Source organism: Pigmentiphaga kullae (genome assembly GCF_004216695.1).
Classification (GTDB): domain Bacteria; phylum Pseudomonadota; class Gammaproteobacteria; order Burkholderiales; family Burkholderiaceae_B; genus Pigmentiphaga; species Pigmentiphaga kullae.
Genome location: NZ_SGXC01000001.1, coordinates 1,075,483 through 1,101,491, shown reverse-complemented (window position 1 = coordinate 1,101,491; position 26,009 = coordinate 1,075,483). Strand labels below are relative to the sequence as shown.

At 64.4% G+C, this 26,009-nt stretch carries 27 protein-coding genes; 26 read left to right on the top strand and 1 reads right to left on the bottom strand.

The window, feature by feature from the left end; translation table 11 throughout:
• Positions 1 to 37: 37 nt before the first annotated feature.
• Entirely contained in the window at positions 38 to 343 is a 306-nt protein-coding gene (locus EV675_RS05450; RefSeq protein WP_010791847.1) for a helix-turn-helix domain-containing protein, read from the bottom strand.
• Positions 344 to 585: 242 nt separating this feature from the next.
• Between EV675_RS05450 and EV675_RS05445 the strand changes: the two genes are divergently transcribed.
• The 26 genes from EV675_RS05445 to trbJ all read left to right on the top strand — a co-directional run bounded on the left by EV675_RS05445 (position 586) and on the right by trbJ (position 26,008).
• Positions 586 to 936: a DUF2958 domain-containing protein gene (locus EV675_RS05445; protein ID WP_130357916.1), complete on the top strand. Its 351-nt coding sequence runs from the start codon at positions 586 to 588 to the stop codon at positions 934 to 936.
• A gap of 308 nt (positions 937 to 1,244) precedes the next feature.
• Positions 1,245 to 2,003: a DUF2285 domain-containing protein gene (locus tag EV675_RS05440; protein ID WP_130356342.1), complete on the top strand. Its 759-nt coding sequence runs from the start codon at positions 1,245 to 1,247 to the stop codon at positions 2,001 to 2,003.
• Positions 2,004 to 2,086: 83 nt separating this feature from the next.
• Positions 2,087 to 2,368 carry a helix-turn-helix transcriptional regulator gene (locus tag EV675_RS05435; protein ID WP_013721771.1) on the top strand — a complete coding sequence of 94 codons (282 nt, stop codon included), beginning with the start codon at positions 2,087 to 2,089 and terminating at the stop codon, positions 2,366 to 2,368.
• A gap of 26 nt (positions 2,369 to 2,394) precedes the next feature.
• On the top strand, positions 2,395 to 3,252 hold the full coding sequence (locus EV675_RS05430; RefSeq protein ID WP_130356341.1) for a replication initiator protein A: 858 nt from the start codon (positions 2,395 to 2,397) through the stop codon (positions 3,250 to 3,252).
• 253 nt (positions 3,253 to 3,505) lie between these two features.
• Positions 3,506 to 4,144 carry a ParA family partition ATPase gene (gene parA / locus EV675_RS05420; protein ID WP_033834762.1) on the top strand — a complete coding sequence of 213 codons (639 nt, stop codon included), beginning with the start codon at positions 3,506 to 3,508 and terminating at the stop codon, positions 4,142 to 4,144.
• A complete protein-coding gene (locus EV675_RS05415) occupies positions 4,141 to 4,413 on the top strand; it encodes a hypothetical protein (RefSeq protein ID WP_034032526.1) in 273 nt (90 codons plus the stop codon). Before parA ends, EV675_RS05415 begins: the two co-directional genes overlap by 4 nt.
• The gene (locus tag EV675_RS05410) at positions 4,410 to 4,943 is read left to right on the top strand and encodes a DUF2840 domain-containing protein (RefSeq protein WP_034032517.1); all 534 of its coding nucleotides are present in this window, start codon (positions 4,410 to 4,412) and stop codon (positions 4,941 to 4,943) included. Before EV675_RS05415 ends, EV675_RS05410 begins: the two co-directional genes overlap by 4 nt.
• Positions 4,940 to 5,527 (top strand): S26 family signal peptidase, encoded by a 588-nt coding sequence (locus tag EV675_RS05405; RefSeq protein WP_130356339.1) that lies wholly within the window; start codon positions 4,940 to 4,942, stop codon positions 5,525 to 5,527. The genes EV675_RS05410 and EV675_RS05405 overlap by 4 nt, the downstream gene beginning before the upstream one ends.
• Before the next feature lie 448 nt (positions 5,528 to 5,975).
• Positions 5,976 to 7,961, top strand: coding sequence for a relaxase/mobilization nuclease domain-containing protein (locus EV675_RS05395; protein WP_130356337.1), 1,986 nt, complete (start codon positions 5,976 to 5,978; stop codon positions 7,959 to 7,961).
• Positions 7,962 to 8,070: 109 nt separating this feature from the next.
• Complete coding sequence (locus EV675_RS05390; RefSeq protein ID WP_023114178.1) at positions 8,071 to 8,469, top strand: BlaI/MecI/CopY family transcriptional regulator; 399 nt, start codon at positions 8,071 to 8,073, stop codon at positions 8,467 to 8,469.
• On the top strand, positions 8,469 to 9,464 hold the full coding sequence (locus EV675_RS05385; protein ID WP_031636929.1) for a M56 family metallopeptidase: 996 nt from the start codon (positions 8,469 to 8,471) through the stop codon (positions 9,462 to 9,464). The genes EV675_RS05390 and EV675_RS05385 overlap by 1 nt, the downstream gene beginning before the upstream one ends.
• Positions 9,465 to 10,207: 743 nt before the next feature.
• Positions 10,208 to 10,852 (top strand): TolC family protein, encoded by a 645-nt coding sequence (locus EV675_RS30330; protein WP_479724755.1) that lies wholly within the window; start codon positions 10,208 to 10,210, stop codon positions 10,850 to 10,852.
• Entirely contained in the window at positions 10,849 to 12,078 is a 1,230-nt protein-coding gene (locus EV675_RS05375; protein ID WP_130356335.1) for an efflux RND transporter periplasmic adaptor subunit, read from the top strand. The genes EV675_RS30330 and EV675_RS05375 overlap by 4 nt, the downstream gene beginning before the upstream one ends.
• A 10-nt stretch (positions 12,079 to 12,088) precedes the next feature.
• Entirely contained in the window at positions 12,089 to 15,229 is a 3,141-nt protein-coding gene (locus EV675_RS05370) for an efflux RND transporter permease subunit (RefSeq protein WP_130356334.1), read from the top strand.
• Positions 15,230 to 15,337: 108 nt separating this feature from the next.
• Positions 15,338 to 16,075: a HupE/UreJ family protein gene (locus tag EV675_RS05365; protein ID WP_023114183.1), complete on the top strand. Its 738-nt coding sequence runs from the start codon at positions 15,338 to 15,340 to the stop codon at positions 16,073 to 16,075.
• Between the two features lie 21 nt (positions 16,076 to 16,096).
• Positions 16,097 to 16,729 (top strand): hypothetical protein, encoded by a 633-nt coding sequence (locus tag EV675_RS05360; protein WP_034011148.1) that lies wholly within the window; start codon positions 16,097 to 16,099, stop codon positions 16,727 to 16,729.
• A gap of 125 nt (positions 16,730 to 16,854) precedes the next feature.
• Entirely contained in the window at positions 16,855 to 17,118 is a 264-nt protein-coding gene (locus EV675_RS05355) for a hypothetical protein (RefSeq protein ID WP_023114185.1), read from the top strand.
• Between the two features lie 74 nt (positions 17,119 to 17,192).
• Positions 17,193 to 18,137 (top strand): LysR family transcriptional regulator, encoded by a 945-nt coding sequence (locus tag EV675_RS05350; protein WP_130356333.1) that lies wholly within the window; start codon positions 17,193 to 17,195, stop codon positions 18,135 to 18,137.
• Positions 18,134 to 18,412 (top strand): EexN family lipoprotein, encoded by a 279-nt coding sequence (locus tag EV675_RS05345; protein WP_130356332.1) that lies wholly within the window; start codon positions 18,134 to 18,136, stop codon positions 18,410 to 18,412. Before EV675_RS05350 ends, EV675_RS05345 begins: the two co-directional genes overlap by 4 nt.
• A gap of 236 nt (positions 18,413 to 18,648) precedes the next feature.
• Complete coding sequence (locus tag EV675_RS05340) at positions 18,649 to 20,658, top strand: conjugal transfer protein TraG (protein WP_130356331.1); 2,010 nt, start codon at positions 18,649 to 18,651, stop codon at positions 20,656 to 20,658.
• Entirely contained in the window at positions 20,655 to 21,119 is a 465-nt protein-coding gene (locus EV675_RS05335; RefSeq protein WP_031656909.1) for a ribbon-helix-helix protein, CopG family, read from the top strand. Before EV675_RS05340 ends, EV675_RS05335 begins: the two co-directional genes overlap by 4 nt.
• Entirely contained in the window at positions 21,116 to 22,168 is a 1,053-nt protein-coding gene (gene trbB, locus EV675_RS05330; RefSeq protein ID WP_023114193.1) for a P-type conjugative transfer ATPase TrbB, read from the top strand. The genes EV675_RS05335 and trbB overlap by 4 nt, the downstream gene beginning before the upstream one ends.
• Positions 22,165 to 22,548 (top strand): TrbC/VirB2 family type IV secretion system protein, encoded by a 384-nt coding sequence (locus tag EV675_RS05325; RefSeq protein WP_023114194.1) that lies wholly within the window; start codon positions 22,165 to 22,167, stop codon positions 22,546 to 22,548. Before trbB ends, EV675_RS05325 begins: the two co-directional genes overlap by 4 nt.
• On the top strand, positions 22,545 to 22,817 hold the full coding sequence (locus EV675_RS05320) for a VirB3 family type IV secretion system protein (RefSeq protein ID WP_023114195.1): 273 nt from the start codon (positions 22,545 to 22,547) through the stop codon (positions 22,815 to 22,817). Before EV675_RS05325 ends, EV675_RS05320 begins: the two co-directional genes overlap by 4 nt.
• A gap of 15 nt (positions 22,818 to 22,832) precedes the next feature.
• The gene (gene trbE, locus EV675_RS05315; RefSeq protein ID WP_034011151.1) at positions 22,833 to 25,286 is read left to right on the top strand and encodes a conjugal transfer protein TrbE; all 2,454 of its coding nucleotides are present in this window, start codon (positions 22,833 to 22,835) and stop codon (positions 25,284 to 25,286) included.
• Positions 25,283 to 26,008: a P-type conjugative transfer protein TrbJ gene (gene trbJ, locus EV675_RS05310; protein WP_017677040.1), complete on the top strand. Its 726-nt coding sequence runs from the start codon at positions 25,283 to 25,285 to the stop codon at positions 26,006 to 26,008. Before trbE ends, trbJ begins: the two co-directional genes overlap by 4 nt.
• Position 26,009: the final 1 nt, after the last annotated feature.

Sequence of the window (26,009 nt, the reverse complement as noted above, 5' to 3'; positions counted from 1 at the left end):
CGGGGCGCTGTGCTGCTAATAGCAGCACATCACCGCATCACGCGCGCGGCTCCGCCGCGTCGCGTTCGCTCAACACCGCCTCCAGCTCTTGGCGCACCTGCGCCAGCAGCTCGTCGGCCTTGTGCGGGCTATTGCCCGCGTAGGCCAGCGTCAGCAGCGTGAGCGGGTGGATCTCCATCACCTCGCACAGCTCGGCCAGCTTGTTCAAGGTGGGGCTTTTCAGGTCGCGTTCGAGGGTACTCATATAGGTGCGGCTGGACACGTCGGAGAACGCTTCCTGGCTCAAGCCACGCGCTTTCCTGACTGTCTTCAACGCCTTCGCCAATGAGTTCCCAGCCGCCACCTATGGTTTCCTCTCAAAACCAAGATGACAACCCATTGCGCCCTATAGAGCTACAATCTATAGTGTTCATTTGGTGTTGTTCTACGTCTTTGTGCCTTTACGGAAATCCGTATCGGCGGATTCCGGCAAAGCCATAGAACCGCATCCGTGCTTGCGCACGAAGGCGTAAATCCGGTTTGGCGGTTCTGCGCTTCAACGTGAAACCGCATCCGTGCATCATTGGATTTGTGGGATTGCCGACCATGCCCCAGCCACTCACCACCGCCCCGGAGCGCGCGCAACTGCTCGCCAACGGCGAGGCCCGCGCTGCTGGCCAAGTCATCGACCCGGTGCCCGTGGTACGGCTGTTCACGCCGGACGCGCATGTGACCTGGCTGTTGGCCGCACTCGATCCTGCCGATGGCGACACCGCCTGGGGACTCATCGACCTGGGAATCGGGATGCCGGCGCAGGGAACCGTCAAGCTGTCCGAGCTGGCCGGCATCGTTGGGCCGCGCCAGCAGCCCGTGATGCGCGACCTCTATTTCCGTCCCACGCGCACGCTGTCGGAGTACACCCGCGCGGCCGAGCGTGACGGCGCCATCCCGGACTGAACACAGCCTACTGTGACTTTTTCAGTCTGATGTCATGCCGGGCAGGTCTCAATCGGCATTCTTGCGGCGTAGCCCCTCCAGTCTGATCCAAATAGACATGATGGCTGGCGCGGGCTGCGGCAGGCTGGCCTGTGCAGCACTCCAACTCGGGGCGCTGTCGCCGCAGCATTGAGACGAATACCGCAACGCATCGGAGCCAATCGGTCTTGACAACCCGATCCATCTTTTTGACCCATGACCTTTTGACGATGGCGATGTAGCGCGCAGTCCTTCCGTGGCGGCGAGTCCTGTTCGCGGGAGGTGGCGTCATGGTCGATCACAGCGCCGAGCCTTGGTATCCGACTGCCGCGTATCTGTACGTGCTGCATCTGGACGGCCTTGCGCTCGCCTGGGAGTTCCTGCGCCGGCATCCCGACTATCGGCTCGACTGGCTGCGCCACCATCGCCGGTCGCAAGCGGCGCATCGCTGGGGCTTGCGCCTGCTGGAAGACCCGGCGCTCGATGCGCGCGACGCGCATCCGGCTTGGCTGCCCGGCCATGCCGCCGTGGTGCAGCTCTACCCCGATGCCGATCCGTCACAGGATGCGGCGACCTTCGCGTTCTGGCGCATCCCCGGTCACAAGCAACTGCTGCATGACGGCAAAGGGCTGGCGCTGATCGCGCGCAGCCCAGGTCATTGCCTGCGCTTCGCGCTCGCGCCCGGCCTGGAAGACGGCATGGCCGTGGCCTATGCCCAACGGAGCGGCACCGCCGCGCCTGCGCGCGGTCGTGCGCTCCACGGAGCACTGGCGGCCGCCAAGCCCAGACCGACACCTACCGCACTGCTGGAACTGCACAGCTTGCAGGCGCTCGACGCGACCCTGGCGGGCGCATCCCTGCGTGAAGTCGCGGAAGGACTGTTCGGCGTAGATGCCGCAGCCGATTGGTACAGCGATGGCGGGCTGCGCTCCAAGGTGCGCCGCCTGGTGCGTCGCGGCGATGCGCTGATGCGCGGCGGCTACCGCCGATTAGCACAGCTTCCGCCGCTTGAGAAGGGTCGCTTTGAGGACGACTCAAAACGACCCTGAGCGGCAAGGCCGCGTTTTCTGAGACTGCCTCCATCCGGTCGCGCTGTGTGGCCGGGCGTTTTCAACCGATGGAGGTTCACACCATGCGTCCCGCTCCTTTGCGGCCTGCCGCCGCTGTCTCGACCGCTGCCGCGCAGCCCCAACGCTATCTCACCAACGACGAAGCCGCCGAGTACCTGCGCCTGTCGCCGCGCACGCTGGAAAAGCAGCGCGTGATTGGCGGCGGCCCGCGCTTTCGCAAGTTCGGTCGCCGCGTCATGTACGCCGTGGCCGACCTCGATGCCTGGGCCGCCGACCGCAGTTTCGAGACGACCTCCGATCCCGAATACGCCGAGCATCACTCGGCCGACAGCCGTGCGCGCTGATCGGCGGCGCGCGGCAGGCCATCACCATGTCCAGCTCCGCGCTGCCGTTCCGGCAGCGGTCGTTGCAGGAGCGCGAACAGCTCGACCTGTTCCGCGCCTTGCCCGGCGACATGGCGCCGCGCGACAGCCAGGACTTGATGGCCTATCCGTTCTTCTCGCTCGGCAAGTCCAAGCGGGTCAAGCCCATCGACTTCCGTGCGGGCAACGTGACGATTCGCGTGGAAGGCACGGCCGAGCACGGCATCGCCACGATCTGGGATGCGGACGTGCTGATATGGGCGGCCTCGCAGATCGTGGAAGCGAAGGACGCGGGCCTGCGCCCGTCGCGGCTGATGCGCGCGACGCCCTACGAGATCCTGCGCTTCATCGGGCGCGGCAAGTCGTTGCGCGACTACCAGCGCCTCAAGGCCGCGCTGGATCGCCTGCAATCGACCACGGTGGCCACGTCCATCCGCGAGACGACCGGGCGGCGCCTGCACCGCTTCTCCTGGATCAACGAGTGGAAGGAACTGGCCGATGCCCGCGGCACGCCGCTGGGCATCGAGCTGATCCTGCCGGACTGGTTCTTTGCGGGCGTGCTCGACGCCGCCCTGGTGCTGACCATCGACCCGGCGTACTTCCGGCTCACCGGCGGCATCGAGCGGTGGCTGTACCGCCTGGTGCGCAAGCACGGCGGCAAGCAGGCATACGGCTGGCAGTTCGACTTTCGCTATCTGCACCAGAAGTCCGGCAGCACCGCGAAGCCCTACGACTTCGCCTGCGATCTGCGCGCGCTCGTCGCGCGGCAGTCGCTGCCCGGTTACGTCCTGGGCATCGAGCGGATGCCGGACAACGGCATGGAGCTGCTGACGTTCCGGCCCGTGCCGCAGACGGCACGGGGATAACTTCGGGAAAACCTGTGAATGGTGTCGTGCTATCAGGCGTGCGGGGTATCGTGCTATCAGGCGTGGGACTATCGTGCTATCAGGCGTGCCGATCGTCCGCAAACCCGCGCCAGCATTGGGTTTGCGCACCCTCTAACTTCCCTAACTTAATTTCTCTAACTTTTAGTAGAGAAACGCCGCTGCGGTGGACAACCACCCCGCGGCCACAAACGCAGCAGCAAAAGCCCGGCTTTCCAACACGGAGGGCCGCGCCATGATCGTCGCTCTGCTCAACCAGAAAGGCGGCGTGGGCAAGACCACGCTCGCCACGCACATCGCCGGCGAGCTGGCGATGCGCGGCCAGCACGTCGTCCTGCTGGACGCCGACCCGCAGGGTTCATCGCTGGACTGGACACAGCGCAGAAGCCAGCAAGGCTTGCCACGGCTGTTCAGCGCCGTGGGCCTCGCACGCGAAACGCTGCACCAAGAGGCGCCAGAACTCGCCAGGCGGGCCGATCACGTCATCATCGACGGCCCGCCGCGCATCGCGGCACTGGCGCGCTCCGCGCTGCTGGCGGCCGAGCGCGTGCTGATCCCCGTGCAGCCCAGCCCTTACGACCTGTGGGCCAGCGCCGAGATGGTGGCGCTGATCCGCGAGGCACAGGTGTTTCGGCCTGCGCTGCGCGCGGCCTTCGTCATCAATCGGCGCGTCAGTACCACCGTGATCGGGCGCGAAGCGCGCCAGGCGCTGGCCGACCAGCCGCTTCCTGCGCTGCGCGCGGAAGTGCATCAGCGCATCGTGTTCGCCGACAGCGTGGCCGCTGGCCGGCTTGCACGCGAGACGGCGCCGGACAGCGCCGCCGCGCGCGAAATCACCGCGCTGGTGGACGAACTGCTGCGGTGGCCGACATGACAGCGAAGCCGCCACCTCGCGCAAAGCGCGTCGGCATCGGCGCGCGTCCACCGGCGAATCCGCACGCCGAGGCGTGGATTCGCCAGGGCGATGCCGATGCACTTGGCAAGGGCGACCTCTACACGGCTCGCCTGACCCTCGACATCACGCCCGCGATGCGGGCGCGCATCAAGGTATCGGCTTTCACGCAGGGCGTGACCGTGGCCGACCTGCTGCGCGGCCTGCTGGAGCGCGAGTTTCCAGAACACCGCAGGGAGAACGCCCCATGACCGCATCCGCTTCGCCTGCCGCTGGCGCGGCCACGGCTGCGCTCGCAGCACCTTCCGGCCAGCCTGCCAGCGCGCCGCTGACGCGCGTGGCGCTGGCCTACATCGAACCGCGCTTCAAGCTCTATTTGCGCTTCGGCGAACCTGCGCGCACGCACCAGCTCGACCGTTGGCGGCGCTGCGCGGTGTTCCTGCCGGGCGCCATGTTGTGCCGCATCCGCTGGCAGGCCAACGACTACGGCACCGTTCGCTGGCAACTCATGGTCATGCAGGCTTGCACGCCGCTCGATGCGGCACAGCGCATCCCCGGCGTGCAGCCCGGCGCACGCCTGCTGCTGCACGCCGAAGGCGAGATGCAGGTGCGCGCCGTGCTGGAGTGCATCGACGCCATCGAGGCGCTGGGCATCGCGCCCGTCAGCGTCTCGCCGGCGTACTGGCGCACGCTCGCCAACCGGCTCGCTGCCCGCCTGCCGCTGCCCGAATACACCGCCGAGCGGCACGCCGCCTGGCTGACCGCGAGGGCACTGCCATGACCGCCGTTTCCACTGCCGGCACCGCGCCGCGTCCTCGCTCGCGCCTGCGCGCTCGCCTCGTGCTGGCGGGCCTGTCCGCCTGCGGCCTGGCTGCGCTGGCCTGGGCGTCCTTCGTGCATCCGCTGCCGCGCCTGATCTACAACCCGTCCGACAGCGTGGCGGTCGGCTGGTATCGCGTCGATCCGCTGAGCAACGGCACCGGCTCGCTGCCACGTCCTTTGTCCGTGGGCAGCATCGTCCTGACCACGCTGCCGCCAGACGCTGCCACGCTGGCCGCGCAGCGCGGCTATCTGCCGGCGCGCGTGCCGCTGCTCAAGCGCGTGGGCGCCGTCGCGCCGCAGGAGGTGTGCATCACTGGCCGCGTTGTCCGCATCGACGGCGTGCCTTCGGCCGCCGTGCTGCCCGCTGACCGCTGGGGCCGGCCGCTGCCATCCTGGCAGCAATGCCGCCGCCTCGAACCCGCCGAACTGTTCCTCTTGAGTGTGACCAACCCGGCGTCGTTCGACAGCCGGTATTTCGGGCCGGTCAGCACATCCGCCGTGATCGGCGTCGCGCATCCGGTCTGGCTGGAATCCCGCCCATGAAGGCCGTCGATTCGCTGCACGTCGCCGTGCATCTCATCGTGCCATCCGGCGTGTCGTTCTGCTGTTCGTCGCCGTGTCGTCGCGCGTGCAGTGCGGGTGCATTCGCACCGCACTTCGCGCTGCCTTCGGCGCAGCCGTCCAACGTGCAGGCGTCTTGCCTCGAACGCGCCCGGCCAGCGGCCGAGTCCGCGTTCGCCGGCGCGCTGGCTGCTCGCGCAGCAGCGCCGCCGGGCCGCCGCTGCCCGGAGCGACAGCGAAGGGCAAAGGCGGAAGGCAAGACAAAAGGACGCGGCACCGGGCCGCGTAGAAAGCCAGTCTGCACATGGGGGTTGCGCGGCACGGAGCGGCTTCGCCGCCGTGCCGCGTGGGGCGCGAAGCCCGCGCCGATGCGGGCGTGTCCGCGTGCTTCGCACGACCGGACACGCCAGAGCTTGCAGGGGGCGCAGCCATGACCGACCGCCGCGACGATGATTTCCGCATCCGCCCCAGCGCCCCGAAGAACCGGGGCCAGGGCTTCGTCTCCAAGGTGCTCAAGCAGGCAGGCAAGGCCAGCAGCGGCAAGTCGTCGGTGCGTCGTCTTGGTGCTGCCGGCGGCTCCGGGAGGGGCACGGGCCAGCGGCCCGGCTCGCGCCTGGGTCGCGGCCACACGGCGGCGCGCTTCGCCGGGGCGAAGCTGACGCCCATGTCGCGGCGCGTGACCATCAAGACGCTGCTGGTCAACCAGCGCCAGGCCAGCCCGCAGTCGCTCGCCAAGCACCTGCGCTACATCGAGCGCGATGGCGTAGGCCGCGATGGCGAGCCGGGCCAAGCCTACGGGCCGCAGACCGATGCCGCCGACCTCGACGCCTTCAAGGAACGCTGCGCCGACGACCGGCATCACTTCCGCTTCATCCTCTCGCCCGAGGACGGCGCCGAGCTGGAAGACCTGCGCACCTACACGCGGCACCTCATGGGCCGCATGGAGGCCGACCTGGGCACGGGCCTCGATTGGGTAGCCGTCAACCACTGGAACACCGACAACCCGCACACGCACATCGTCGTGCGCGGACGCGACGACACCGGCAAAGACCTCATCATCGCGGGCGACTACATCGCCGATGGCTTCCGCCATCGCGCCGCCGAACTGGCGACCGAATGGCTGGGGCCGCGCACCGAGCTGGAGATCCAGCAGACCTTGCTACGCGAGGTGGAGCAGGAACGGTGGACGAGCCTCGACCGTACCTTGCAACGAGAGGCCGGCGAGGATGGTCGGGTGCAGATCGAACGGTTCAACGAACCTGGGCTGCAACGCCAGCGCCTGCTGCTGATCGGCCGGCTGCAACGCTTGCAGCGCCTGGGCCTGGCCGACGAGATGCAGCCCGGCACCTGGGCCGTCCATGCCGACGCGGAAAAGACCCTGCGCGCCCTGGGCGAACGTGGCGACATCATCCGCACCATGCAGCGGGCGATGCGCGGCGAGCCGCGCGAACTGGCGGTGTTCGAGCCGGGCGACGACGGCCGAACCATCCTCGGCCGCGTGGCCGCGAAGGGACTGGCCGACGAGCTGCGCGACCGGGGCTATCTGGTCATCGACGGCGTGGACGGCAAGGCCCACTACGTCGCGCTCAACGCCCGCGACGAACTGGCGAACTACCCGACCGGCGCCGTGGTGGAGGTGAAGGGGGCGGCCGACGTGCGCGCGGCCGACAAGAACATCGCCGCGCTGGCGAGCGATGGCCTGTACCGCACTGACCACCACCTGGCCGTCGCGCAGGGTCAGGCCGTGCCGGGCCGCGATTCGCACGAAGTCGTCGCGGCCCACGTCCGCCGGCTGGAAGCCCTGCGCCGCGCCGGCATCGTGGAGCGCGTGGCCGAGGGGCTATGGAAGGTGCCGGACGACCTGGCCGAACAGGGCCGCCGCTATGACGCGCAGCGCCTGGGCGGCGTGGCGGTGGAACTGAAATCGCACCTGCCCATCGAGCGGCAGGCCCGCGTGATCGGTGCCACTTGGCTCGACCAGCAGTTGATCGGCGGCGGCTCGGGCCTGGGCGACCTGGGCTTTGGCGGCGAGACCAAGCAGGCAATGCAGCAGCGCGCCGACTTCCTGGCCGAACAGGGGCTGGCCGAGCGGCGTGGGCAGCGCGTGATCCTCGCGCGCAACCTGCTGGGCACGCTGCGCAATCGGGAGCTGGCGCAGGCCGCCAAGGACATTGCGGCCGAAACCGGCTTGGAACATCGGCCTGCGGGTGACGGTCAGCGCGTGGCCGGTATCTACCGGCGCAGCGTCATGCTCGCCAGTGGGCGCTACGCCATGCTCGATGACGGCAAGGGGTTCAGTCTGGTGCCGTGGCGGCCGGTGGTCGAGCAGCGGCTGGGCCAGCAGCTTGCCGCTACGGTGCGCGGCGGCGGCGTGTCCTGGGAGATAGGACGGCAGCGTGGGCCTGCCGTTGGTTAACTTCCTACGATAGCAGTGTCCGGCACGGGGTCGCACAATAAACCGATTGACGGTCGGTTTTTCGTGGTGGATACTCTTGAGTTCGAGTCAAAGCTCGGAGCCGACAACATTGACCAACCACAGCGTACCAACACTTGGCGATCTGGAAATCGCCGTGCTCGAAGACATCTGGCGCTTCGGCCCGTCCGACACCAAGGCGGTGTACGCGCGCATTGGGCAGTCTCGCTCGATTTCCTTGAACACAGTGCAATCCACGCTGGAACGTCTGTTTCGCAAGGCCATGCTCCAGCGCGAAAAGATCAGCCATGCCTACGAATACTCGGCACGAGTATCTCGCCGGGAACTGATCCAGAAGCTGGTCGAGTCCACGGTGCGTCGTGTCGCAGGCCCGCAGCCGGATGCGTTGTTGAGCGCCTTTGTCGATCTTGCTGCAAGGGCGGATGATGACCAGCTCAAGAGGCTGGAGGAGTTGATTGCCCGTCGTCGCGCTGAATTGGATCAGCCGTGATGACGAGTTATGGCCCACTACTTCAGTTCGCATTGCTATCCGGCTTCGTGCTGGCAGTAACGCTTACCCTGCTGATTGGAGCCTGCGAGCGCCCATTACGCCGTGCGCTGTCGGGAAAGACCCCCTATCAGCGAGCAAGAGTGTCTTGGTGGATGCTGGTAACACCCGCATTGGCGGGTATTGCCTATACGGCCATGACCATCGCCATGCCGTCGATGTTTGATGATTCGGCCAGATTTGCCGCTGCCTGCTCTGCGCACGCTGACACGCTGCTGCACCTGTGCGTTTGGCACCCGAGCGGCAATGGGCAAAGTGCCTGGCTATGGGGAGCATTGGCATTGTTGGCGGGATACGCGGTTTGGCTGGCTTTACGGGCCGCAGTTGGCCTTTGGCGTGCTCGTCGAACCCTTGCCTCGATGGTGCGCCTGAGCTGGCGTCCGGGGCATCCAGACAAACTTCGCGTGCTTGATGTCGATCAGCCTATGGCGCTGGCTTGTGGCGTCGGGAATGGCCACATCCTGCTTTCAACCTCGTTGATGCGGCGACTCGACCCAACGCAATTGCGCGTGGTGCTGGCGCACGAACAGGCTCATATCGCCAATCGAGATGTGCTGCATCGCCTGATCGCTGTCGTCTTGTCGAGCATCCAGTTGCCGGGCACTCGTCGCCGGCTGTTGCGCGATCTGGAACTCGCCTTGGAACAGCGTTGTGATTTCGCTGCTGCAAACGAAGTGGGATGCCCTGTCGCCGTAGCCGAAACCATCGTTGCAGTAGAAAAGATATTTCGGCAACACGCCAAGAAACAGATGCCTTTGGCTATGGCGTTCTTTTCCGATTTCGTCCCTGAGCGTGTCGAGGCGTTGCTGTCGTCCAAGCACTCGTCTGTCTCATACCTGGGGCCGATGCTGGGCATTCTTGTTCTGGCGTTTTGCAGCCTATCTACCGGCTGGCTGCATTCCGTGACCGAATCTCTCATCACTGTGATGACGAGGTAAGTCCATATGCGCGCGTGCTGTGTTTTTTTGCCTGAAAAACCGATGGATGATCGGTTTTATGACGACTCCACTCAGGCGTGTGCGAGCAGCCATGACGCGGAATCGTTTGCTCGCCACCTGTCGTCGTCGTGAGGATTTTCATGAATTTGATCCGCTTAGTAGCCTTGGTGTTTGTCGGAGCCTGCGGTACATCCGCAGCCCTGGCCGCCGAACCCCTGCGATTGGAGGAGGCAGTCTCCCGAGCACTGGCCGCCCACCCATCCATCGCCGCCGAAACGGCGCAGCTCCAGGCCGTCCGAGCGCGCACACAGCGCGAAGCCCTGCCACCGCCTTACACCATTGGCGGCGAGGTTGAGAACGTCGCTGGGAACGGCAACCTGCGAGGTGTTCGCTCGGCGGAAACGACATTGCGCATCGGTCGGGTCATAGAACTCGGCGGCAAGCGCGAGGCCCGTCAGACGTTGGGCCGGGCCGAGATGAGGGAGCAAGAGCATCAGGCCACCAAAGTGCGGATCGACTTGGCAAGCCTGACTACAACTCGCTTCATCGAGGTGCTCGCCAGACAGCAGCGGCTGGCGTATGCCGAGGAACGTATCCAGCAAGCGGAGCGCACCCGCCAGGAGGTTGCAGCGTGGGTGCAGGCCGCTCGAAATCCCGAGTCGGATTTGCAGGCCGCGGAGATTGCGCTCGCTGAGGCGCAACTCAATCGCGAAAGTGCTGCACACGAGCTGGCTAGCGCAAAGATGACTTTAGCAGCGAGCTGGGGCGCGCTGGCGCCTGACTTCGGTGAGGTCGTCGGTGACCTGCAAGCCTTGCCGACCGTGGCGCCATTCGAGACGCTGGCCGCCCGTTTGCCCATGACGCCGGAACTGTGGGCTTCGCGTTTGCGGGCCGACACCATCGGCGCCCGGCGCCGGCTCGCCGAGGCTGAGGCCAAACCAAACATCGACGTCAGTTTGGGCGTGCGACGCCTGGAAGCCTTCAAGGATCACGGCGTGGTGATGTCGATCTCGGTGCCGTTGGGTAGTCCAACGCGCTCTGGATACGCGGTGTCTCAAGCAAATGCGGAGCTTGCTGCGCTGGAAGCGCGGCGTGATGCCGAACGCTTCGAGCGCCACCAGACGCTGTTCGACAAATATCAGGAACTCACGCACGCGCGGCACGAAGCCGAATCGCTACGCACACGAATGCTGCCTATGGCTGAAAGTGCCTTAGCGACGACTCGGCGCGGCTTCGAGCAAGGCCGATTCTCCTATTTGTCGTTGGCTCAAGCGCAGCGAACGCTATTCGACCTGCGTGCGCGAGCTGTGGAAGCCGCCACCCGCTATCACCTTCTGCTGGTCGAGGTGGAACGCCTCACCGCCACCGTTGAGGACACCGCACCATGATTCGCATTCTTTCCCTGCTGCTCCTTTGTGTACTTGCCGCCGCATGCAGCCCTGGCGGCGACAAGCCCAAAGAGGCGGCCAGTGCCCAAGCCAGCGGAAGCTATGAGCGCGGCCCAAACAATGGGCGGCTACTCCGCGACGGTGACTTCGCTTTGGAGGTCACCATCTACGAAACCAACGCCCCCCCGCATTACAGGCTCTACGCCTATCGTGACGGCAAGCCAGTTGCCCCCGCTGATGTTGCCGCAACGATCAAGCTCTCCCGTTTGGATGGCGAGGTCAACCAATTCACGTTCAGGCCAGAAGGCAACTATCTGGTCGGCAGCGGTGAAGTGACCGAGCCGCATTCTTTCGATGTCGCCGTGACCGCCGAACACGCGGGAAAGAAGTCCACTTGGTCTTATGAATCCTATGAGGGTCGCGTAAGCATTCCGGCTGGTATCGCCAAGGATGCTGGCATCAAGACCGAATCAGCGGGGCCGGCAGTCATCCGAGACGTTGTGCGGCTGATGGGAACCGTTGTTCTGGATGCCGACAGACACGCAGCGGTTCGCGCACGCTTCCCTGGCATCGTGCGGTCAGTGAACGTGCAACAGGGCGAGCGAGTCCGCCGCGGCCAGACGCTGGCCATCGTGGAGGGCAACGACAGCATGCGCACCTACCCGATTACCGCACCGTTCGACGGCGTGGTGCTCGCACGCAACACGAACGTCGGTGATGTGGCTGAAGCAGGTGCGCTGTTCGAGTTGGCTGACCCGTCCTACGTATGGATCGACCTGCGCGCCATCGGCACCGATGCCGAAGCCCTACAGCCAGGGCAGCCGGTACGAATCCGGTCAGCCACCGGGAAGACCGAAGCCAGCGGAAAGATCCAGCGATTGTTGCCGGTGGCTGGCAGCGGCCAAAGCGTCATTGCCCGCGTCAGCATCCCGAACCCGGAGGGGCGCTGGCGCCCCGGAATGACCGTGGCGGCAGAGGTCACAGTAGGTACGCGCAACGTACCGCTGGCGGTGAAGGAGTCGGGGTTGCAACGATTCCGCGATTTCACCGTGGTGTTCGCGCAGGTCGGCGACACATACGAAGTCCGAATGCTCGAACTCGGCGATCGTGATGGTGAGTACGTTGAAGTGACTGGCGGACTCAAGCCCGGCACTAACTACGTGGCCGAGCAAAGTTTCCTGATACGCCAAGACATCGAAAAGTCTGGCGCAAGCCACGATCACTGAGGACGCAGATATGCTCGAACGCATCATTCGCGCGTCCATCGCGCATCGCTGGCTCGTGCTTCTATTGGTGCTCGCCCTGTCCGGGCTGGGTATCTGGAACTACAGCCGCTTGCCGATCGACGCGATACCGGACATTACCAATGTCCAAGTGCAGATCAATACCGAGGCGCCAGGCTACTCGCCAATGGAGGCCGAGCAGCGCGTCACCTTCCCGGTTGAAACGGCGCTGGCCGGCCTCGCCCGGCTGGACTACACCCGCTCGATTTCCCGCTACGGTCTGTCGCAGGTCACTGCGGTCTTCGAGGACGGCACTGACATTTACTTCGCCCGTCAGCAGGTCGCCGAACGCTTGCAGCAGGCATCTTCGCAACTTCCGGCGGGCCTGAATCCCTCGCTCGGGCCGGTGGCAACCGGCCTGGGCGAGATATTCATGTATACCTTGGAACCCGAAAAGGGCTACGAGGAAATATGGACACCGACGGCGCTGCGCACATTGCAAGACTGGTCGGTGCGTCCGCAGCTCCGCAATCTGAAAGGCGTCACCGAGGTCAACACCATCGGCGGCTACGTGCGTCAGTTCCACATCACACCCGATCCGGTCAAGCTACTGGCCTACGAGTTGACGATGAACGACGTGCTGAACGCCGTTGCGCGGAACAACGCCAACGTCGGTGCCGGCTACATCGAACGTCACGGCGAGCAGTACCTGATCCGCATCCCCGGACAGGTAGGCGACATCGAGCGACTGCGGAAGATTGTCGTGGCAACGCGCGATGGGCTGCCACTCCGAATGTCCGACGTGGCGGAAGTTCTGGAAGGTAGCGAACTGCGAACCGGCGCGGCCACAAAAGACGGCAAGGAGGTCGTGCTGGGAACAGCATTCATGCTGATTGGCGAGAACAGCCGAGCGGTTGCACAGCGCACGGTAGAAAAGCTCGCTGAAATCGACGCGACACTTCCCGAGGGAGTCCGAGCGCACGCGGTTTATGACCGCACTCAACTCGTTGATCGCACCATCGCAACCGTGCAGAAGAATCTTCTGGAAGGCGCGTTGCTGGTGATTGCCGTGCTGTTCATGTTGCTAGGCAACCTGCGCGCAGCCCTGATAACCGCAGCGGTCATTCCGCTCGCCATGCTGCTGACGATCACCGGCATGGTGCAAAACCGAATCTCGGCCAACCTGATGAGCTTGGGCGCACTGGATTTCGGCCTGATTGTCGATGGCGCGGTCATCATCGTGGAGAACTGCTTACGCAGGTTCAGCGAACGACAGCACCAGCTCGGTCGGCTGTTGACCCGCGATGAGCGTTTCTCGCTGGTTTCCAGCGCCAGTGCAGAGGTCATCAAGCCTGCCCTGTTCGGATTGTTCATCATCACGGCGGTTTACCTTCCAATATTCGCGCTATCGGGTGTGGAAGGAAAGATGTTCCATCCGATGGCGCTTACCGTCGTGATCGCATTGACTGGTGCGATGGTGTTGTCCCTGACTTTCGTGCCCGCTGCGGTCGCGTTGTTTGTCACCGGCAAGGTTTCCGAGAAGGAAACCAAGGTGATGCGGGGCATCAGCCGCTTCTATGCGCCACTTCTCCAGAAGGCAATCAGGCTGAGAGTCGCCGTCGTCGCGGCGGCAGCGGTGTTGGTAGTGCTGTCTGGTTTGCTTGCAACGCGCCTTGGCACCGAGTTCATCCCTAATCTGGATGAAGGCGACATCGCCTTGCACGCGATGCGGATTCCCGGAACGAGTCTGACCCAGGCGATTGGCATGCAGCGCCAGTTGGAAGCGCGGATCAAGGAGTTTCCAGAGGTTGAGGAAGTCTTTGCCAAGATCGGTACTGCCGAGGTTGCGACTGATCCCATGCCGCCTTCGGTAGCTGACACTTTCATCATGCTCAAGGATCGCAGCGAATGGCCCGATCCGCGCAAACCGAGAGCCGTATTGCTTGCCGAGCTGGAAAAGGCGGTGAACACCATTCCCGGCAACAACTACGAGTTCACTCAGCCCGTGCAGATGCGCATGAATGAGTTGATCGCGGGTGTTCGAGCCGAGGTGGCGATCAAGCTGTATGGCGATGACATGGAGCAACTGGCCCAACTAGGCTCCAAGATTGAAGCCGTGGCCGAGAGTATCGAGGGATCTGCTGACGTGGCGCTCGAACAGATTACGGGCCTGCCGCTGATGACGATCACGCCGAACGTGGATGCACTGTCTCGATACGGTCTGGCGATCGCTGACATACAGCAGACGGTGGCAATCGCTCTTGGTGGTGCCGTCGCTGGTCAGGTGTTTGAGGGCGATCGCCGCTTCGATATTGTGGTTCGGTTGCCCGAAGCGCAGCGCCAAGACCCTAAAGCACTGGCGACACTACCCATTCCCGTCCCGAGCGGCACTGCTGCCGCACCGGGCCAAGCCGGTTACGTACCGCTTGGCCAGCTTGCGTCAATCGAAGTGGCACCCGGCCCCAATCAGATCAGCCGCGAGAACGGTAAACGCCGGATCGTCATTACCAGCAATGTGCGCGGACGCGATTTAGGGTCGTTCGTGGAAGAACTGCGTGAGCGCGTAAGCCGCGAAATCACACTGCCAGAGGGCTATTGGGTCAATTACGGAGGCACGTTCGAGCAACTCATTTCGGCGAGCCAACGGCTGTCCGTCGTCGTGCCGGCTGTACTGGTTCTGATCTTCGGCCTTCTGTTCATGGCCTTCGGCTCGGGCCGGGACGCCACAGTCGTCTTTAGCGGCGTGCCATTGGCACTGACAGGCGGCGTTGCCGCATTGTGGCTACGCGATATTCCGCTTTCGATTTCGGCAGGGGTTGGATTCATCGCCCTATCCGGTGTGGCGGTGCTCAACGGCCTGGTGATGGTGAGCTTCATTCGCAAGCTGCACCACGAAGGCACGCCGATTCACGATGCCATCGTGAACGGCGCGATGATGCGGCTACGCCCGGTACTGATGACTGCGCTGGTTGCAAGCCTTGGTTTCGTCCCGATGGCCGTCAACGTCGGAACGGGTGCGGAAGTGCAACGACCCCTTGCAACCGTCGTCATTGGCGGCATTGTTTCCTCGACGCTGTTGACGTTACTGGTGCTGCCGGCCCTGTATCGCCTCATTCATCGGCGTACCGACCGCCAGAACACCGCGCCAGCGTAAGCACGATGCCAATTTATCAACAGGTTCACATGGTGCGGCGAACGAGAAAGACGCTTGCCGCACCCGAACCACATGGATTCTTAGGAGAGTAATTGAGGTATGAAATTCATGCGTGAAAGATCACTTGAAGTAATGCCGGATCGCCATCGACCGACCTGGCAACGGACTTCCCTGTTTCTTATGGCGACGACTATCCTGCTGTTCGCGTGCGCGAATCAGGCACTCGCCCATGCCGTTGCCGAGGGCGATAAGGGCTACATCCAGGAAATATCCGGCGTCAACCTCATCCCTTTTATGTATCTAGGGGCGAAACATATGGCGACGGGATACGACCATATCCTGTTCCTGCTTGGCGTAATCTTCTTCCTGTACCGGATGAAGCATATCGCCCTGTATGTGACGCTATTTGCCATCGGCCACTCAACCACGATGCTGCTTGGCGTGTATTTCAACGTCGGGATAAACAGCTACATCATCGACGCGATCATCGGTCTTTCGGTGGTTTACAAGGCGCTCGACAACATCGGCGCATTTCAGCGTTGGCTCGGCTTCCAGCCCAACACGAAAGTCGCAACAGTCGTATTCGGACTCTTTCACGGATTCGGCCTGTCAACCAAGATCATCGAATACAACATCTCGCCCGATGGCCTGATTCCAAATCTTTTGGCATTCAATGTCGGCGTTGAAATCGGGCAGTTGATCGCGCTCGGCACTATTCTGATCGCAATGAGCTACTGGCGCCGAACAGCTAGTTTCTGGCGCCATGCGTACACCGCCAACGTAGCGATGATGTGTGCCGGTTTCATCCTGATCGGCTATCAGCTCACCGGCTATTTCGTTTCCTGAATCAAACACGGAGAAAATTCCATGTACAACGTATCCAAGCCAACCCTCGACGACCTTCCATCGTCGAAACAACTGCTGCGCTCGACGCTCATTGCACTCGTCGCCGCCATCGCAATTTTGGTCGGCATCGTCCTTCCCTCCGAGTACGCGATCGACCCAACAGGGATTGGTCGCGTCCTCGGCCTGACGGAAATGGGGGAGATCAAGGCGCAATTGGCCGAAGAAGCCGCTGCGGATGCCGCGAAGGATGCAGCCATGCCCGCTGCCGCGACGACAGGGAATGCAGGCACCGCCGCGCCTGCACAAGCACAGAACGCCGCGCAGGCGGAGAACGGCGCCGCCTGGCGCGATGAAATGCGCGTCGCACTCAAGCCCGGCCAAGGGGCGGAGGTGAAGTTGAGTATGAAGGCCGGCGAGCAGGTCGAGTTCAGTTGGGTTGCCGAAGGGGGCGTTGTGAACTTCGATACCCACGGCGATGGTGGCGGCCAGTCCATCAGTTATGAAAAGGGTCGCGCGGTGCCCGCTAGCAATGGCGTGATCGAGGCTGCCTTTAGTGGAAATCACGGTTGGTTCTGGCGGAACCGTGGCGACGCTGACGTGACGGTGATTGTTCGCACTCGCGGTCAATACATGGAAATGAAGCGCGTCTTGTGATTGGCAAATTGGTTACGGGCACATGCCCATGCACTCCGGCTTCCCCCCCATGCCAATTGCATGGCAGGAAGCCGAAGTTTCCCGCCCTGCCACATAGGCCGGGCCTCATCCCAGGAGATATTGAAATGAACATTCGTCCGGTTTTGATTGCAGCTCTAGCCAGCGCCTCGCTCGCTTCGCCATTCGTGATGGCCCATACCGGCGGGCATGACGACGATGCGAAGGCGATACCGAAGACATGCGAGCAATTGGCAGATACGAAGCGGTATATCAGTGACGTGGCTTATCCCGAAGTAAAGAAGCTGAAGGAGCAATGCGACGCCGCGAAGAAGAAGCCAAACGCGGCGCAATCTTCTGCGGAACGCCGCCCGTCCAACGGCGGCAACTGATTGTTTAGGGCGTAGCCGCGACTCACAGGTCGCGGCTACCGCCTGCGATGCGCACTCGTGGGAGCTATTCGTCTATGGAGTTGAGACATCTAAAATACTTTCTCGCCGTGGCGGAGGAGCTTCACTTCGCTAGAGCTTCGGAGAAGCTGCACATCGAACAATCTCCACTTTCTCGCGCCATTAAGGAGCTAGAGGAGGAACTAGGTGTTGTACTGTTTGCCCGTACCACACGCAGCACTCGCCTAACACGTGCAGGTAAGTTGTTTCTGGAGCATGTCCGCCGGGTATTTGCTGTTCTGCAACAAGCGCGCGACAGCGTAAAAGCAGCGGCCAATGGATTTCACGGTCAGTTGCGGGTGGCCTTATCGGACGGCATTACACCGTCGCGCCTTCCGGCGGTGCTCGCTTTGTGCCGACAGGAAGAACCTGAAGTCGAGATTCGCTTCTCCGAAGTGCCGTTGTCGCAACAAATCAAGGGGCTACACGACGATCTTTATGACGTAGGATTCGCGCAATCAGACGAAGTGGGCGAGGGCATCGTCGCTATACCCGTCTGGAGCGATGCGCTCATGGTGGCTGTACCTGCTCGACATCCTCTGCTGGCGCATAAGCGCATTCCGTTGGAGGAACTGCTCCGCTACCCTCTGGTTCTGTGCGATCCACAGGTTTGCGAAAGCCACGCGAAACACGTTGATCGGGTACTGCGCCGTGCGGACATGGAACCCCTGATCGCGGAGCGCGTGGCCTCCTGCGATTTGATGATGGCGCTTGTATCGGCCGGCTTCGCGCTTGGGCTTACGGGTGCAGCACACATTACAGCTAGCAGACAACCGGGCGTGGTGGCCCGCCCCTTGGCATCACGTGTCCCACCCCTGACAACCTATCTGCTGCACCCTATAGGCGAACCATCGGAGGTTCTGGCTCGATTCATTGAGCGCGTACAGGCCATCGAATCTCTGGAATCTCCCAGGCCCATGCTGGGCCGCAATCTTGATCCCCCGGAGGAACCTGCGCCATGACGAAGATCATCCATTTCTTGCTGGTGCCGGTGTTGACCGCCTGCGGCCAATCCGAAACGCCTCAGAAGGCCAACACATCGGAAGCGAATATCCCAACGGTGGAGGAACTGGCAGCCAATCCCGAACGGTTGAAGGAACTACGCCAACAGTGCAAGACGGATCGGCCCAAGCGGGGTGACGTGCTCTGCAATCGGGTGGCCGAGGCCACGCGCAAACGGTTCTATGGCGACGGCGAAACGCCCTACACGCGGCCGAAGGAATCGCCCAAGTTCTGATCGTTGGCAGTTCGCCGCATCGGTTTCAATTTTCTGTTCGACACGCCGCAATGCGCTATCGCTTGCGGCGTTTTTCTTTGGTTCGACGCCGCGCGAATTCTGTCTTTTTGCTCGACGTTTCTGCTCGAAACGGTCTTTGACCGGCACCGACCCGGCACCGATTCTGACGCTTGCGGCACGTCCTTGTGCCGCGCTTTCCATGAGGAAGAAGCGCAGGAGAAATCGGAGGCCAGGTCATGCAAGGGACGAGCGTGCTGTTCGGTCAGATCGCCGTGGTATTCGGCATCGTGATCGCCGGCGTGTGGGGCGCCACACAATGGACAGCAGCCGCCCTTGGCTACCAGCTACGCCTTGGCTCGCCCTGGTTCGATCTTCTCGGCACGCCGATCTACCACCCGTGGAAGCTGTTTGAGTGGTGGTTCTTCTTCGACGCCTACGCGCCGCGCGTGTTCGACACCGGCGGCGCCATCGCGGGCGGCAGCGGCCTGCTGGCGGTGGTGGTCGCCATCGGCATGTCGATCTGGCGCTCGCGGCAGTCGCGCCTGGTCACGACCTACGGCTCGGCCCGTTGGGCGAACGCGGATGACATTCGCAAAGCGGGCCTCACGCTGCCGGCCGGCGTGTTCCTGGGCCAGCACGACCGCCAGTACCTTCGCCACGAAGGCCCGGAACACGTCCTGACCTTTGCGCCTACGCGATCGGGCAAGGGTGTCGGCCTCGTGGTGCCGACACTGCTTTCCTGGCCTGCATCCGCCGTCGTCCACGACATCAAAGGCGAGAACTGGCAGATCACCGCCGGCTGGCGCTCGCGCTTCTCTCATTGCCTGCTGTTCAACCCCACGGATGCGAAGTCGGCGGCCTACAACCCGCTGCTGGAGGTGCGGCGCGGCGCGCATGAGGTGCGCGACGTTCAGAACATCGCGGACATTCTGGTCGATCCCGAAGGCGCGCTGGAGCGCAGGAACCATTGGGAGAAAACCAGCCACGCGCTGTTGGTCGGTGCGATCTTGCATGTGCTCTACGCCGGCGAGGACAAGACGCTGCGCGGCGTCGCCAACTTCCTGTCCGACCCGGCCAGCCCGTTCGAGCTGACCTTGCACCGGATGATGACCACGCCGCACCTGGGCGATGGGCCGCATCCGGTCGTCGCCTCTGCGGCGCGCGAAGTGCTCAACAAATCGGACAACGAGCGTTCCGGCGTGTTGAGCACCGCCATGTCGTTCCTCGGTCTGTACCGCGACCCGACGGTGGCCGAAGTCACCTCGCGCTGCGATTGGCGCATCGCCGACCTGATCGCTGCCGAGCATCCGGTGTCGCTGTACCTGGTGGTGCCGCCTTCGGACATTTCGCGGACGAAGCCGCTCATTCGCCTGATCCTCAACCAGATCGGCCGGCGCCTCACCGAATCGCTCGACGGCTCCGACGGCATCGAGCGCCGCCACAAGCTGCTGTTGATGCTCGATGAGTTCCCGGCGCTGGGGCGCCTGGACTTCTTCGAGACGGCGCTGGCCTTCATGGCCGGCTATGGCATCCGCAGCTTCCTCATTGCGCAGTCGCTCAATCAGATCGACAAGGCGTATGGGCAAAACCACTCCATCCTCGACAACTGCCATGTGCGCGTGACGTTCGCCACGAACGACGAACGCACCGCCAAGCGCATCTCCGAGACGCTGGGTACGGCCACCGAGCTGCGCGCCCAGCGCAACTATGCGGGCCACCGGCTGGCGCCGTGGCTCGGGCATCTCATGGTGTCGCGCCAGGAAACGGCCCGACCGCTCCTCACGCCCGGCGAGGTGATGCAGCTTCCGCCCGACGAGGCCGTGGTGATGGTGTCCAGCGTGGCGCCGATCAAGGCGAAGAAACTGCGCTACTACGCGGACGCCAATTTCAAGCGTCGCGTGCTGCCACCGCCCACGCTGGCGAACCAGCAGTACGCCGACGCGCCGCCGTCGCGGCCCGACGACTGGAGCGGGCTGGCGATTCCGTCCGTGCCCGCTGCACCTGCCACGGCATCCGCCGATGGCCTGGAGAACTCGGCTTCGGCCGACGACGGCGGCCCGCGCCGTCAGCCCGAACTCTCCGAAACCGTCGCCTACGACCCCGAGCTGGCCGCGCCCGCGGCCGACCTTGGGCTGCTCGATGACGACGACGACCCGCCGCTTCGCCTTCCTCGCCAGCTTGATCCAGCCATGCAGCGCACGGCCCGGCTGGCTTCCCTCGACCCCAACGACGGAATCGAGCTATGAGCCACTACCGCCTCAACCTGTTCATCCAGCCGGAGCACGCCAAGCGGCTCGATGAGCTGGCCGCCAAGAAAGGCGTGTCCAAGTCGTCGATCGTCGCGGCGGCGCTCGCATCGTGGCTTTCGCCCGATGCTGCCGACCAGCGCGAGGCGGCCATTGCCAAGCGGCTTGATCGCCTGTCGCGCCAAGCCGAGCGCATGGAGCGCGACCAGAACATCGCCATCGAAACGCTGGCGCTGTTCATCCGCTACTACCTCACGGTCAGCACGCCAGTTCCCGAGGCGCACCAAGACGCGGCACGCGCGCAGGGCAAAGCGCGCTTCGAGCAGTTCACCGAGCAGCTTGGCCGCCACCTGCTGCGGGGCCGCAGCCTGGTGCGCGACGTGGTGGAGGAACTGCACCCCGACCCGATGCGGATGGAGGACGCGGCAGCAGTCGCGCAAGCGCAGGAGCGTGCGTCATGAGCGCCGTTCCGCAGTCCATGAGCGCCACGTCGCTCGACCGCCGCATCCAGATGCTGCGCACGGCGATGGGGCCACTGATCGCCGCTGCGCTCGAAGACCCGGACGTGGTGGAGGTGATGCTGAATCCCGATCGCACCCTTTGGGTGGATCGGCTTTCCAGTGGGCGTGCGCCGATGGGCGTGGAACTGCCCGAGGCGGACGGCGAGCGAATCATCCGCCTGGTCGCCGCCCACGTCGGCGCGGAAGTCCATCGCGGCCAGCCGCTGCTGTCCGCCGAGTTGCCCGAAACCGGCGAACGCTTCGAGGGCATCTTGCCTCCGGCAGCGCCGGGGCCGGCCTTCGCGCTGCGCAAACGCGCCATCGGCGTGATTCCGCTGGAGCGGTACGTCATCGACGGGATGATGACCAGCGCGCAGGCGGGCTTTCTCGTTCGCGCCGTGCGCGAGCGGCAGAACGTCCTGATCGCCGGCGCCACCAGCAGCGGTAAGACCACGCTCGCCAATGCGCTGCTGGCCGAGATTGCCGCCACAGGCGACCGCGTGCTGGTGCTCGAAGACACGGTGGAGCTGCAATGCGCGGCCCGCGACCACGTTCCCCTGCGCACGCGCGCAGGCGTGGTGTCGATGACCGAACTGGTGCGCTCGTCCATGCGCCTGCGCCCTGATCGCGTCGTCGTCGGCGAGGTGCGCGGTGCCGAGGCGCTGGATCTCATCAAGGTGTGGGGCACGGGCCACCCCGGCGGCATCGCCACGATCCATGCCGGCTCCGCGCTCGGCGCGCTGCTGCGCCTGGAGCAACTGATTCTCGAAGTGGCGGTGAATCCGCCCCGTGCGCTGATCGCCGAGGCGGTCAACGTGGTGATCCACATCGCCGGGCGCGGGCGCAAACGCCGCATCGAGAACATCGCCCGCGTCGTCGGCTTCGACGGCGTGGGCTACCAACTGGCGGATGCACTGGAAACGCCGTTTCCCGAGCTGCCGCCACTTCCCGATGCCGCACCCGCTGCGGCGACTTCCCCATCCCCTGACTCACTTGGAGAACTGCCATGACGCAGATGACCATTCCTGCTTTCCGTATTTCTGCAAATCCGGCTTTGCGTCTTGCGCGGCTGCGCTGCCTGGCCCGCCCTGCGGGGCAAGGGCTGCTGCTGGCCGCGCTGCTGCTGTTCCTGGCCGGAACCGCGCAGGCCGCCGGTTCCTCGATGCCGTGGGAAGGCCCGCTGCAATCCATCCTCGAATCCATCCAGGGGCCGGTGGCGCGCATCGTCGCGGTCATCATCATCATCGCTACGGGCCTCGCGCTCGCCTTCGGCGACACGTCCGGCGGCTTCCGCAAGCTGATCCAGATCGTCTTCGGTCTGTCCATCGCCTTCGCGGCTTCGAGCTTCTTCCTGTCGTTCTTCAGCTTCTCCGGCGGGGCCGTCGTATGAGTGCCCCGGACACCTTCGCGGACGGCTTCGAGGTGCCGCTGCATCGCTCGCTGACCGAGCCGATTCTGCTTGGCGGTGCGCCGCGCACGGTGGCGATCGCCAACGGCACGCTGGCCGCCGCTGTCGGCCTGGGCCTGCAACTGTGGATTCCGGGCGTGGTGCTCTGGGTTGTCGGCCATTCGCTGGCGGTATGGGGCGCGCGCGTCGATCCGCAGTTCATGCAGGTCTTCGCCCGGCACATCAAGCACCGCCCGCTACTGGACGTGTGAGGGGAGGACGCCGCGATGCTGAACCTCGCCGAATACCGCCAGCGCCCGGCCTTGCTTGCCGACTGGCTGCCCTGGGCCGGGCTGGTCGCACCGGGCGTCGTCTTGAACAAGGACGGCAGTTTCCAGCGCACGGCCCGGTTTCGCGGGCCTGACCTCGACAGCGCGACGCAAGGCGAGCTAATCGCCACGTCGGCGCGGTTGAACAACGCGCTGCGTCGCATGGGATCGGGCTGGGCGCTGTTCATCGAGGCCGAGCGCCGCGCCGCCGCCGACTATCCGCGCTCGGAGTTTCCCGAGCCGCTTTCGTGGCTGGTGGAGGAAGAACGCCGGGCCGCCTTCGAGGAATCGGGCAATCACTTCGAGAGCGGCTATCACCTGACGCTGCTTTACCTGCCGCCGGAAGAATCCCGCGCCCGTGCAGCCAAGATGCTCTACGAGAACACGCCGACGACCGGCGTGGACTGGCGCGAGCGGCTGCAAGCCTTCGTCGCGGAAACGGATCGCGTCTTTGACCTGCTCGACGGCGTGATGCCGGAGATCGCCTGGCTCGATGACAGCCAGACGCTGACCTACCTGCACGCGACCATCTCGACGCGGCGCTATCGCGTGGGCGTGCCCGAAGTGCCGTTCCACATCGACGCGCTGCTGACCGACTCGCCGCTGGTCGGTGGCCTGGCGCCCATGCTGGGCAACCAGCACCTGCGCGTGGTGTCGGTGCGAGGTTTCCCGACCTCGACCTGGCCGGGGATTCTGGATGACCTCAACCGCCTTGGCTTTGCGTACCGCTGGAGCACGCGCTTTCTCTGCCTCGACAAAGCCGAGGCGGAGAAAGAACTTTCCCGCCTGCGCCGCCAGTGGTTCGCCAAGCGCAAGAACGTCATCGCGCTGCTGCGCGAAACGATCTTCCAGCAGGAAAGCCCGCTGGTCGATACCGACGCCAACAACAAGGCCGCCGATGCGGACGCTGCCTTGCAGGAGTTGGGCAGCGATCAAGTCGCCTTCGGCTACCTGACGGCGACCGTCACCGTCATGGACGAGGACGCCGCCGTGGCGGACGAGAAGCTGCGCATGGTGGAGCGCGTCATCCAGGGCCGGGGCTTCGTGACCATTCCCGAAGCGCTCAACGCCGTGGATGCGTGGCTGTCGTCCATTCCGGGCAACGCCTACGCCAACGTGCGCCAGCCCATCGTCTCGACGCTGAATCTTGCGCACCTGATGCCGGTGTCGGCGGTGTGGGCAGGGCCGGAGAAGAACTACCACCTCGACGGCCCGCCGCTGATCGTCACGCGCACCGAGGGCGCGACGCCGTTCCGGCTGGTGACGCACATCGGCGATGTGGGGCATACGCTGGTGGCTGGCCCGACCGGCATGGGCAAGTCGGTTCTGCTCGCCACGCTGGCGATGCAGTTCCGCCGCTATCGCGGTTCGCGCATCTTCGCCTTCGACATGGGCCGCTCGATGCGGGCCACGATCCTGGGCCTGGGCGGCGAGCACTACGACCTGGGCACGGATGGCGAAATCGCCTTCCAGCCACTGGCACGCATCGACCGCGAGGGCTACCGCACCTGGGCCGCCGAATGGATCGAAGGCCGCTTGCTGCACGAAGGCGTGGCGGTCGGCCCCGACGAGAAGGCGGCTATCTGGTCGGCGCTGGGAAGTCTCGCCGGGGCGCCGGTGGAGCAGCGCACGATGACGGGGCTTTCCGTGCTGTTGCAATCGAACACGCTGCGGCAGGCGCTGTCGCCTTATGTGCTCGGCGGTGCCCACGGCAAGCTGCTGGACGCCGACCACGACCGGCTGGGCACGGCCGACGTGCAGTGCTTCGAGATGGAGGAGCTGATGCACAGCAAGGCCGCCGTCATGGCCGTGCTGCATTACCTCTTTGCGCGTTTTGATGAACGCTTCGACGGGGCGCCCACGCTGCTGATCCTCGACGAAGCATGGCTGTTCCTCGATGACCCGGTGTTTGCCGCGCGTATCCGCCAGTGGCTCAAGACACTGCGCAAGAAGAACGTCAGCGTCATATTCGCCACGCAGAGCCTTGCCGACATCAAGGATTCGAGCATCGCACCCGCGATCATCGAAAGCTGCGCGAGTCGGATTTTCTTGCCCAACCCGCAGGCGACCGAGCCGCAGATTCGCACGATCTACGAGGGCTTCGGCCTCAACAGGCGGCAGATCGAAATCGTCGCCACCGCGCAGCCCAAGCGCGACTACTACTACCAATCCCGCCTCGGCAACCGCCTGTTCGACCTCGACCTGGGGCCGGCGGCGCTGGCCTTCGCGGGCGCTTCCACGCCGCAAGACCAGCGCGACATAGACCGCGTGCTGCTGGACGCCGGCGTGCCCGGTTTCGCGGGTGCCTGGCTTCGCCACCGCGGCCTCGATTGGGCGGCCGACCTGCTGCCCTCGTTCCCCGGCCTCGCGCCGGGTTCCCTCGCTGACCAACCCCTGGAGAACCTGCCATGAAAAAGCGTCTTATTGCCGCCGCCATCGCGGCCATGCTTTGCACCGCCACCGCCCATGCGCAATGGGTCGTGGTCGATCCCACGAACCTCGTGCAGAACACGCTGACCGCGATCCGCACGCTGGAGCAGATCAACAACCAAATCCAGCAGCTTCAGAACGAAGCGCAGATGCTGATGAACCAGGCGCGCAACCTCGCCAGCCTGCCGTCCAGCGTGGTGAACCAGTTGCGCGCCAATCTGGCGACCACCGAGCGGCTGATCGCCCAGGCCAGGGGCTTGGCCTACGACGTGACGAATCTGGATCGGGAGTTCGCGCGCCTGTATCCCGAGCAGTACGCCGCCACCGTCAGCGGCGACCAGATGTACCGCGACGCGCAGGAGCGTTGGCGGAACACGCTCAACGGCTTGCAGACCACCATGCAGATGCAGGCGCAGGTGTCGCAGAACCTGGGCGAAGACGAAAGCGTGCTGGCCGATCTTGTGGGCAAGAGCCAGTCGGCCGAAGGTGCGTTGCAGGCGATGCAGGCCATGAATCAATTGCTGGCCTTGCAGGCCAAGCAGTCGATCCAGTCGCAGCGACTCCAGATCACGCAAGACCGGGCGGCATCGCTGGAGCTGGCGCGGCAGGCGGCAGCCACGGAGCGCGCCCGCGAGGTGCGGCGGCGCTTCCTCGGCGACGGCACGCCGTACACGCCGCAGTCCGTGAACTTCTACGGCAACTGAC

Coding starts and splice junctions, on each gene's coding strand:
- EV675_RS05445 (WP_130357916.1), top strand. CDS start 586: ATGCCCCAGCCACTCACCACCGCCCCGGAGCGCGCGCAACTGCTCGCC.
- EV675_RS05440 (WP_130356342.1), top strand. CDS start 1,245: ATGGTCGATCACAGCGCCGAGCCTTGGTATCCGACTGCCGCGTATCTG.
- EV675_RS05435 (WP_013721771.1), top strand. CDS start 2,087: ATGCGTCCCGCTCCTTTGCGGCCTGCCGCCGCTGTCTCGACCGCTGCC.
- EV675_RS05430 (WP_130356341.1), top strand. CDS start 2,395: ATGTCCAGCTCCGCGCTGCCGTTCCGGCAGCGGTCGTTGCAGGAGCGC.
- parA (WP_033834762.1), top strand. CDS start 3,506: ATGATCGTCGCTCTGCTCAACCAGAAAGGCGGCGTGGGCAAGACCACG.
- EV675_RS05415 (WP_034032526.1), top strand. CDS start 4,141: ATGACAGCGAAGCCGCCACCTCGCGCAAAGCGCGTCGGCATCGGCGCG.
- EV675_RS05410 (WP_034032517.1), top strand. CDS start 4,410: ATGACCGCATCCGCTTCGCCTGCCGCTGGCGCGGCCACGGCTGCGCTC.
- EV675_RS05405 (WP_130356339.1), top strand. CDS start 4,940: ATGACCGCCGTTTCCACTGCCGGCACCGCGCCGCGTCCTCGCTCGCGC.
- EV675_RS05395 (WP_130356337.1), top strand. CDS start 5,976: ATGACCGACCGCCGCGACGATGATTTCCGCATCCGCCCCAGCGCCCCG.
- EV675_RS05385 (WP_031636929.1), top strand. CDS start 8,469: ATGACGAGTTATGGCCCACTACTTCAGTTCGCATTGCTATCCGGCTTC.
- EV675_RS30330 (WP_479724755.1), top strand. CDS start 10,208: ATGACTTTAGCAGCGAGCTGGGGCGCGCTGGCGCCTGACTTCGGTGAG.
- EV675_RS05375 (WP_130356335.1), top strand. CDS start 10,849: ATGATTCGCATTCTTTCCCTGCTGCTCCTTTGTGTACTTGCCGCCGCA.
- EV675_RS05370 (WP_130356334.1), top strand. CDS start 12,089: ATGCTCGAACGCATCATTCGCGCGTCCATCGCGCATCGCTGGCTCGTG.
- EV675_RS05365 (WP_023114183.1), top strand. CDS start 15,338: ATGCGTGAAAGATCACTTGAAGTAATGCCGGATCGCCATCGACCGACC.
- EV675_RS05360 (WP_034011148.1), top strand. CDS start 16,097: ATGTACAACGTATCCAAGCCAACCCTCGACGACCTTCCATCGTCGAAA.
- EV675_RS05355 (WP_023114185.1), top strand. CDS start 16,855: ATGAACATTCGTCCGGTTTTGATTGCAGCTCTAGCCAGCGCCTCGCTC.
- EV675_RS05350 (WP_130356333.1), top strand. CDS start 17,193: ATGGAGTTGAGACATCTAAAATACTTTCTCGCCGTGGCGGAGGAGCTT.
- EV675_RS05345 (WP_130356332.1), top strand. CDS start 18,134: ATGACGAAGATCATCCATTTCTTGCTGGTGCCGGTGTTGACCGCCTGC.
- EV675_RS05340 (WP_130356331.1), top strand. CDS start 18,649: ATGCAAGGGACGAGCGTGCTGTTCGGTCAGATCGCCGTGGTATTCGGC.
- EV675_RS05335 (WP_031656909.1), top strand. CDS start 20,655: ATGAGCCACTACCGCCTCAACCTGTTCATCCAGCCGGAGCACGCCAAG.
- trbB (WP_023114193.1), top strand. CDS start 21,116: ATGAGCGCCGTTCCGCAGTCCATGAGCGCCACGTCGCTCGACCGCCGC.
- EV675_RS05325 (WP_023114194.1), top strand. CDS start 22,165: ATGACGCAGATGACCATTCCTGCTTTCCGTATTTCTGCAAATCCGGCT.
- EV675_RS05320 (WP_023114195.1), top strand. CDS start 22,545: ATGAGTGCCCCGGACACCTTCGCGGACGGCTTCGAGGTGCCGCTGCAT.
- trbE (WP_034011151.1), top strand. CDS start 22,833: ATGCTGAACCTCGCCGAATACCGCCAGCGCCCGGCCTTGCTTGCCGAC.
- trbJ (WP_017677040.1), top strand. CDS start 25,283: ATGAAAAAGCGTCTTATTGCCGCCGCCATCGCGGCCATGCTTTGCACC.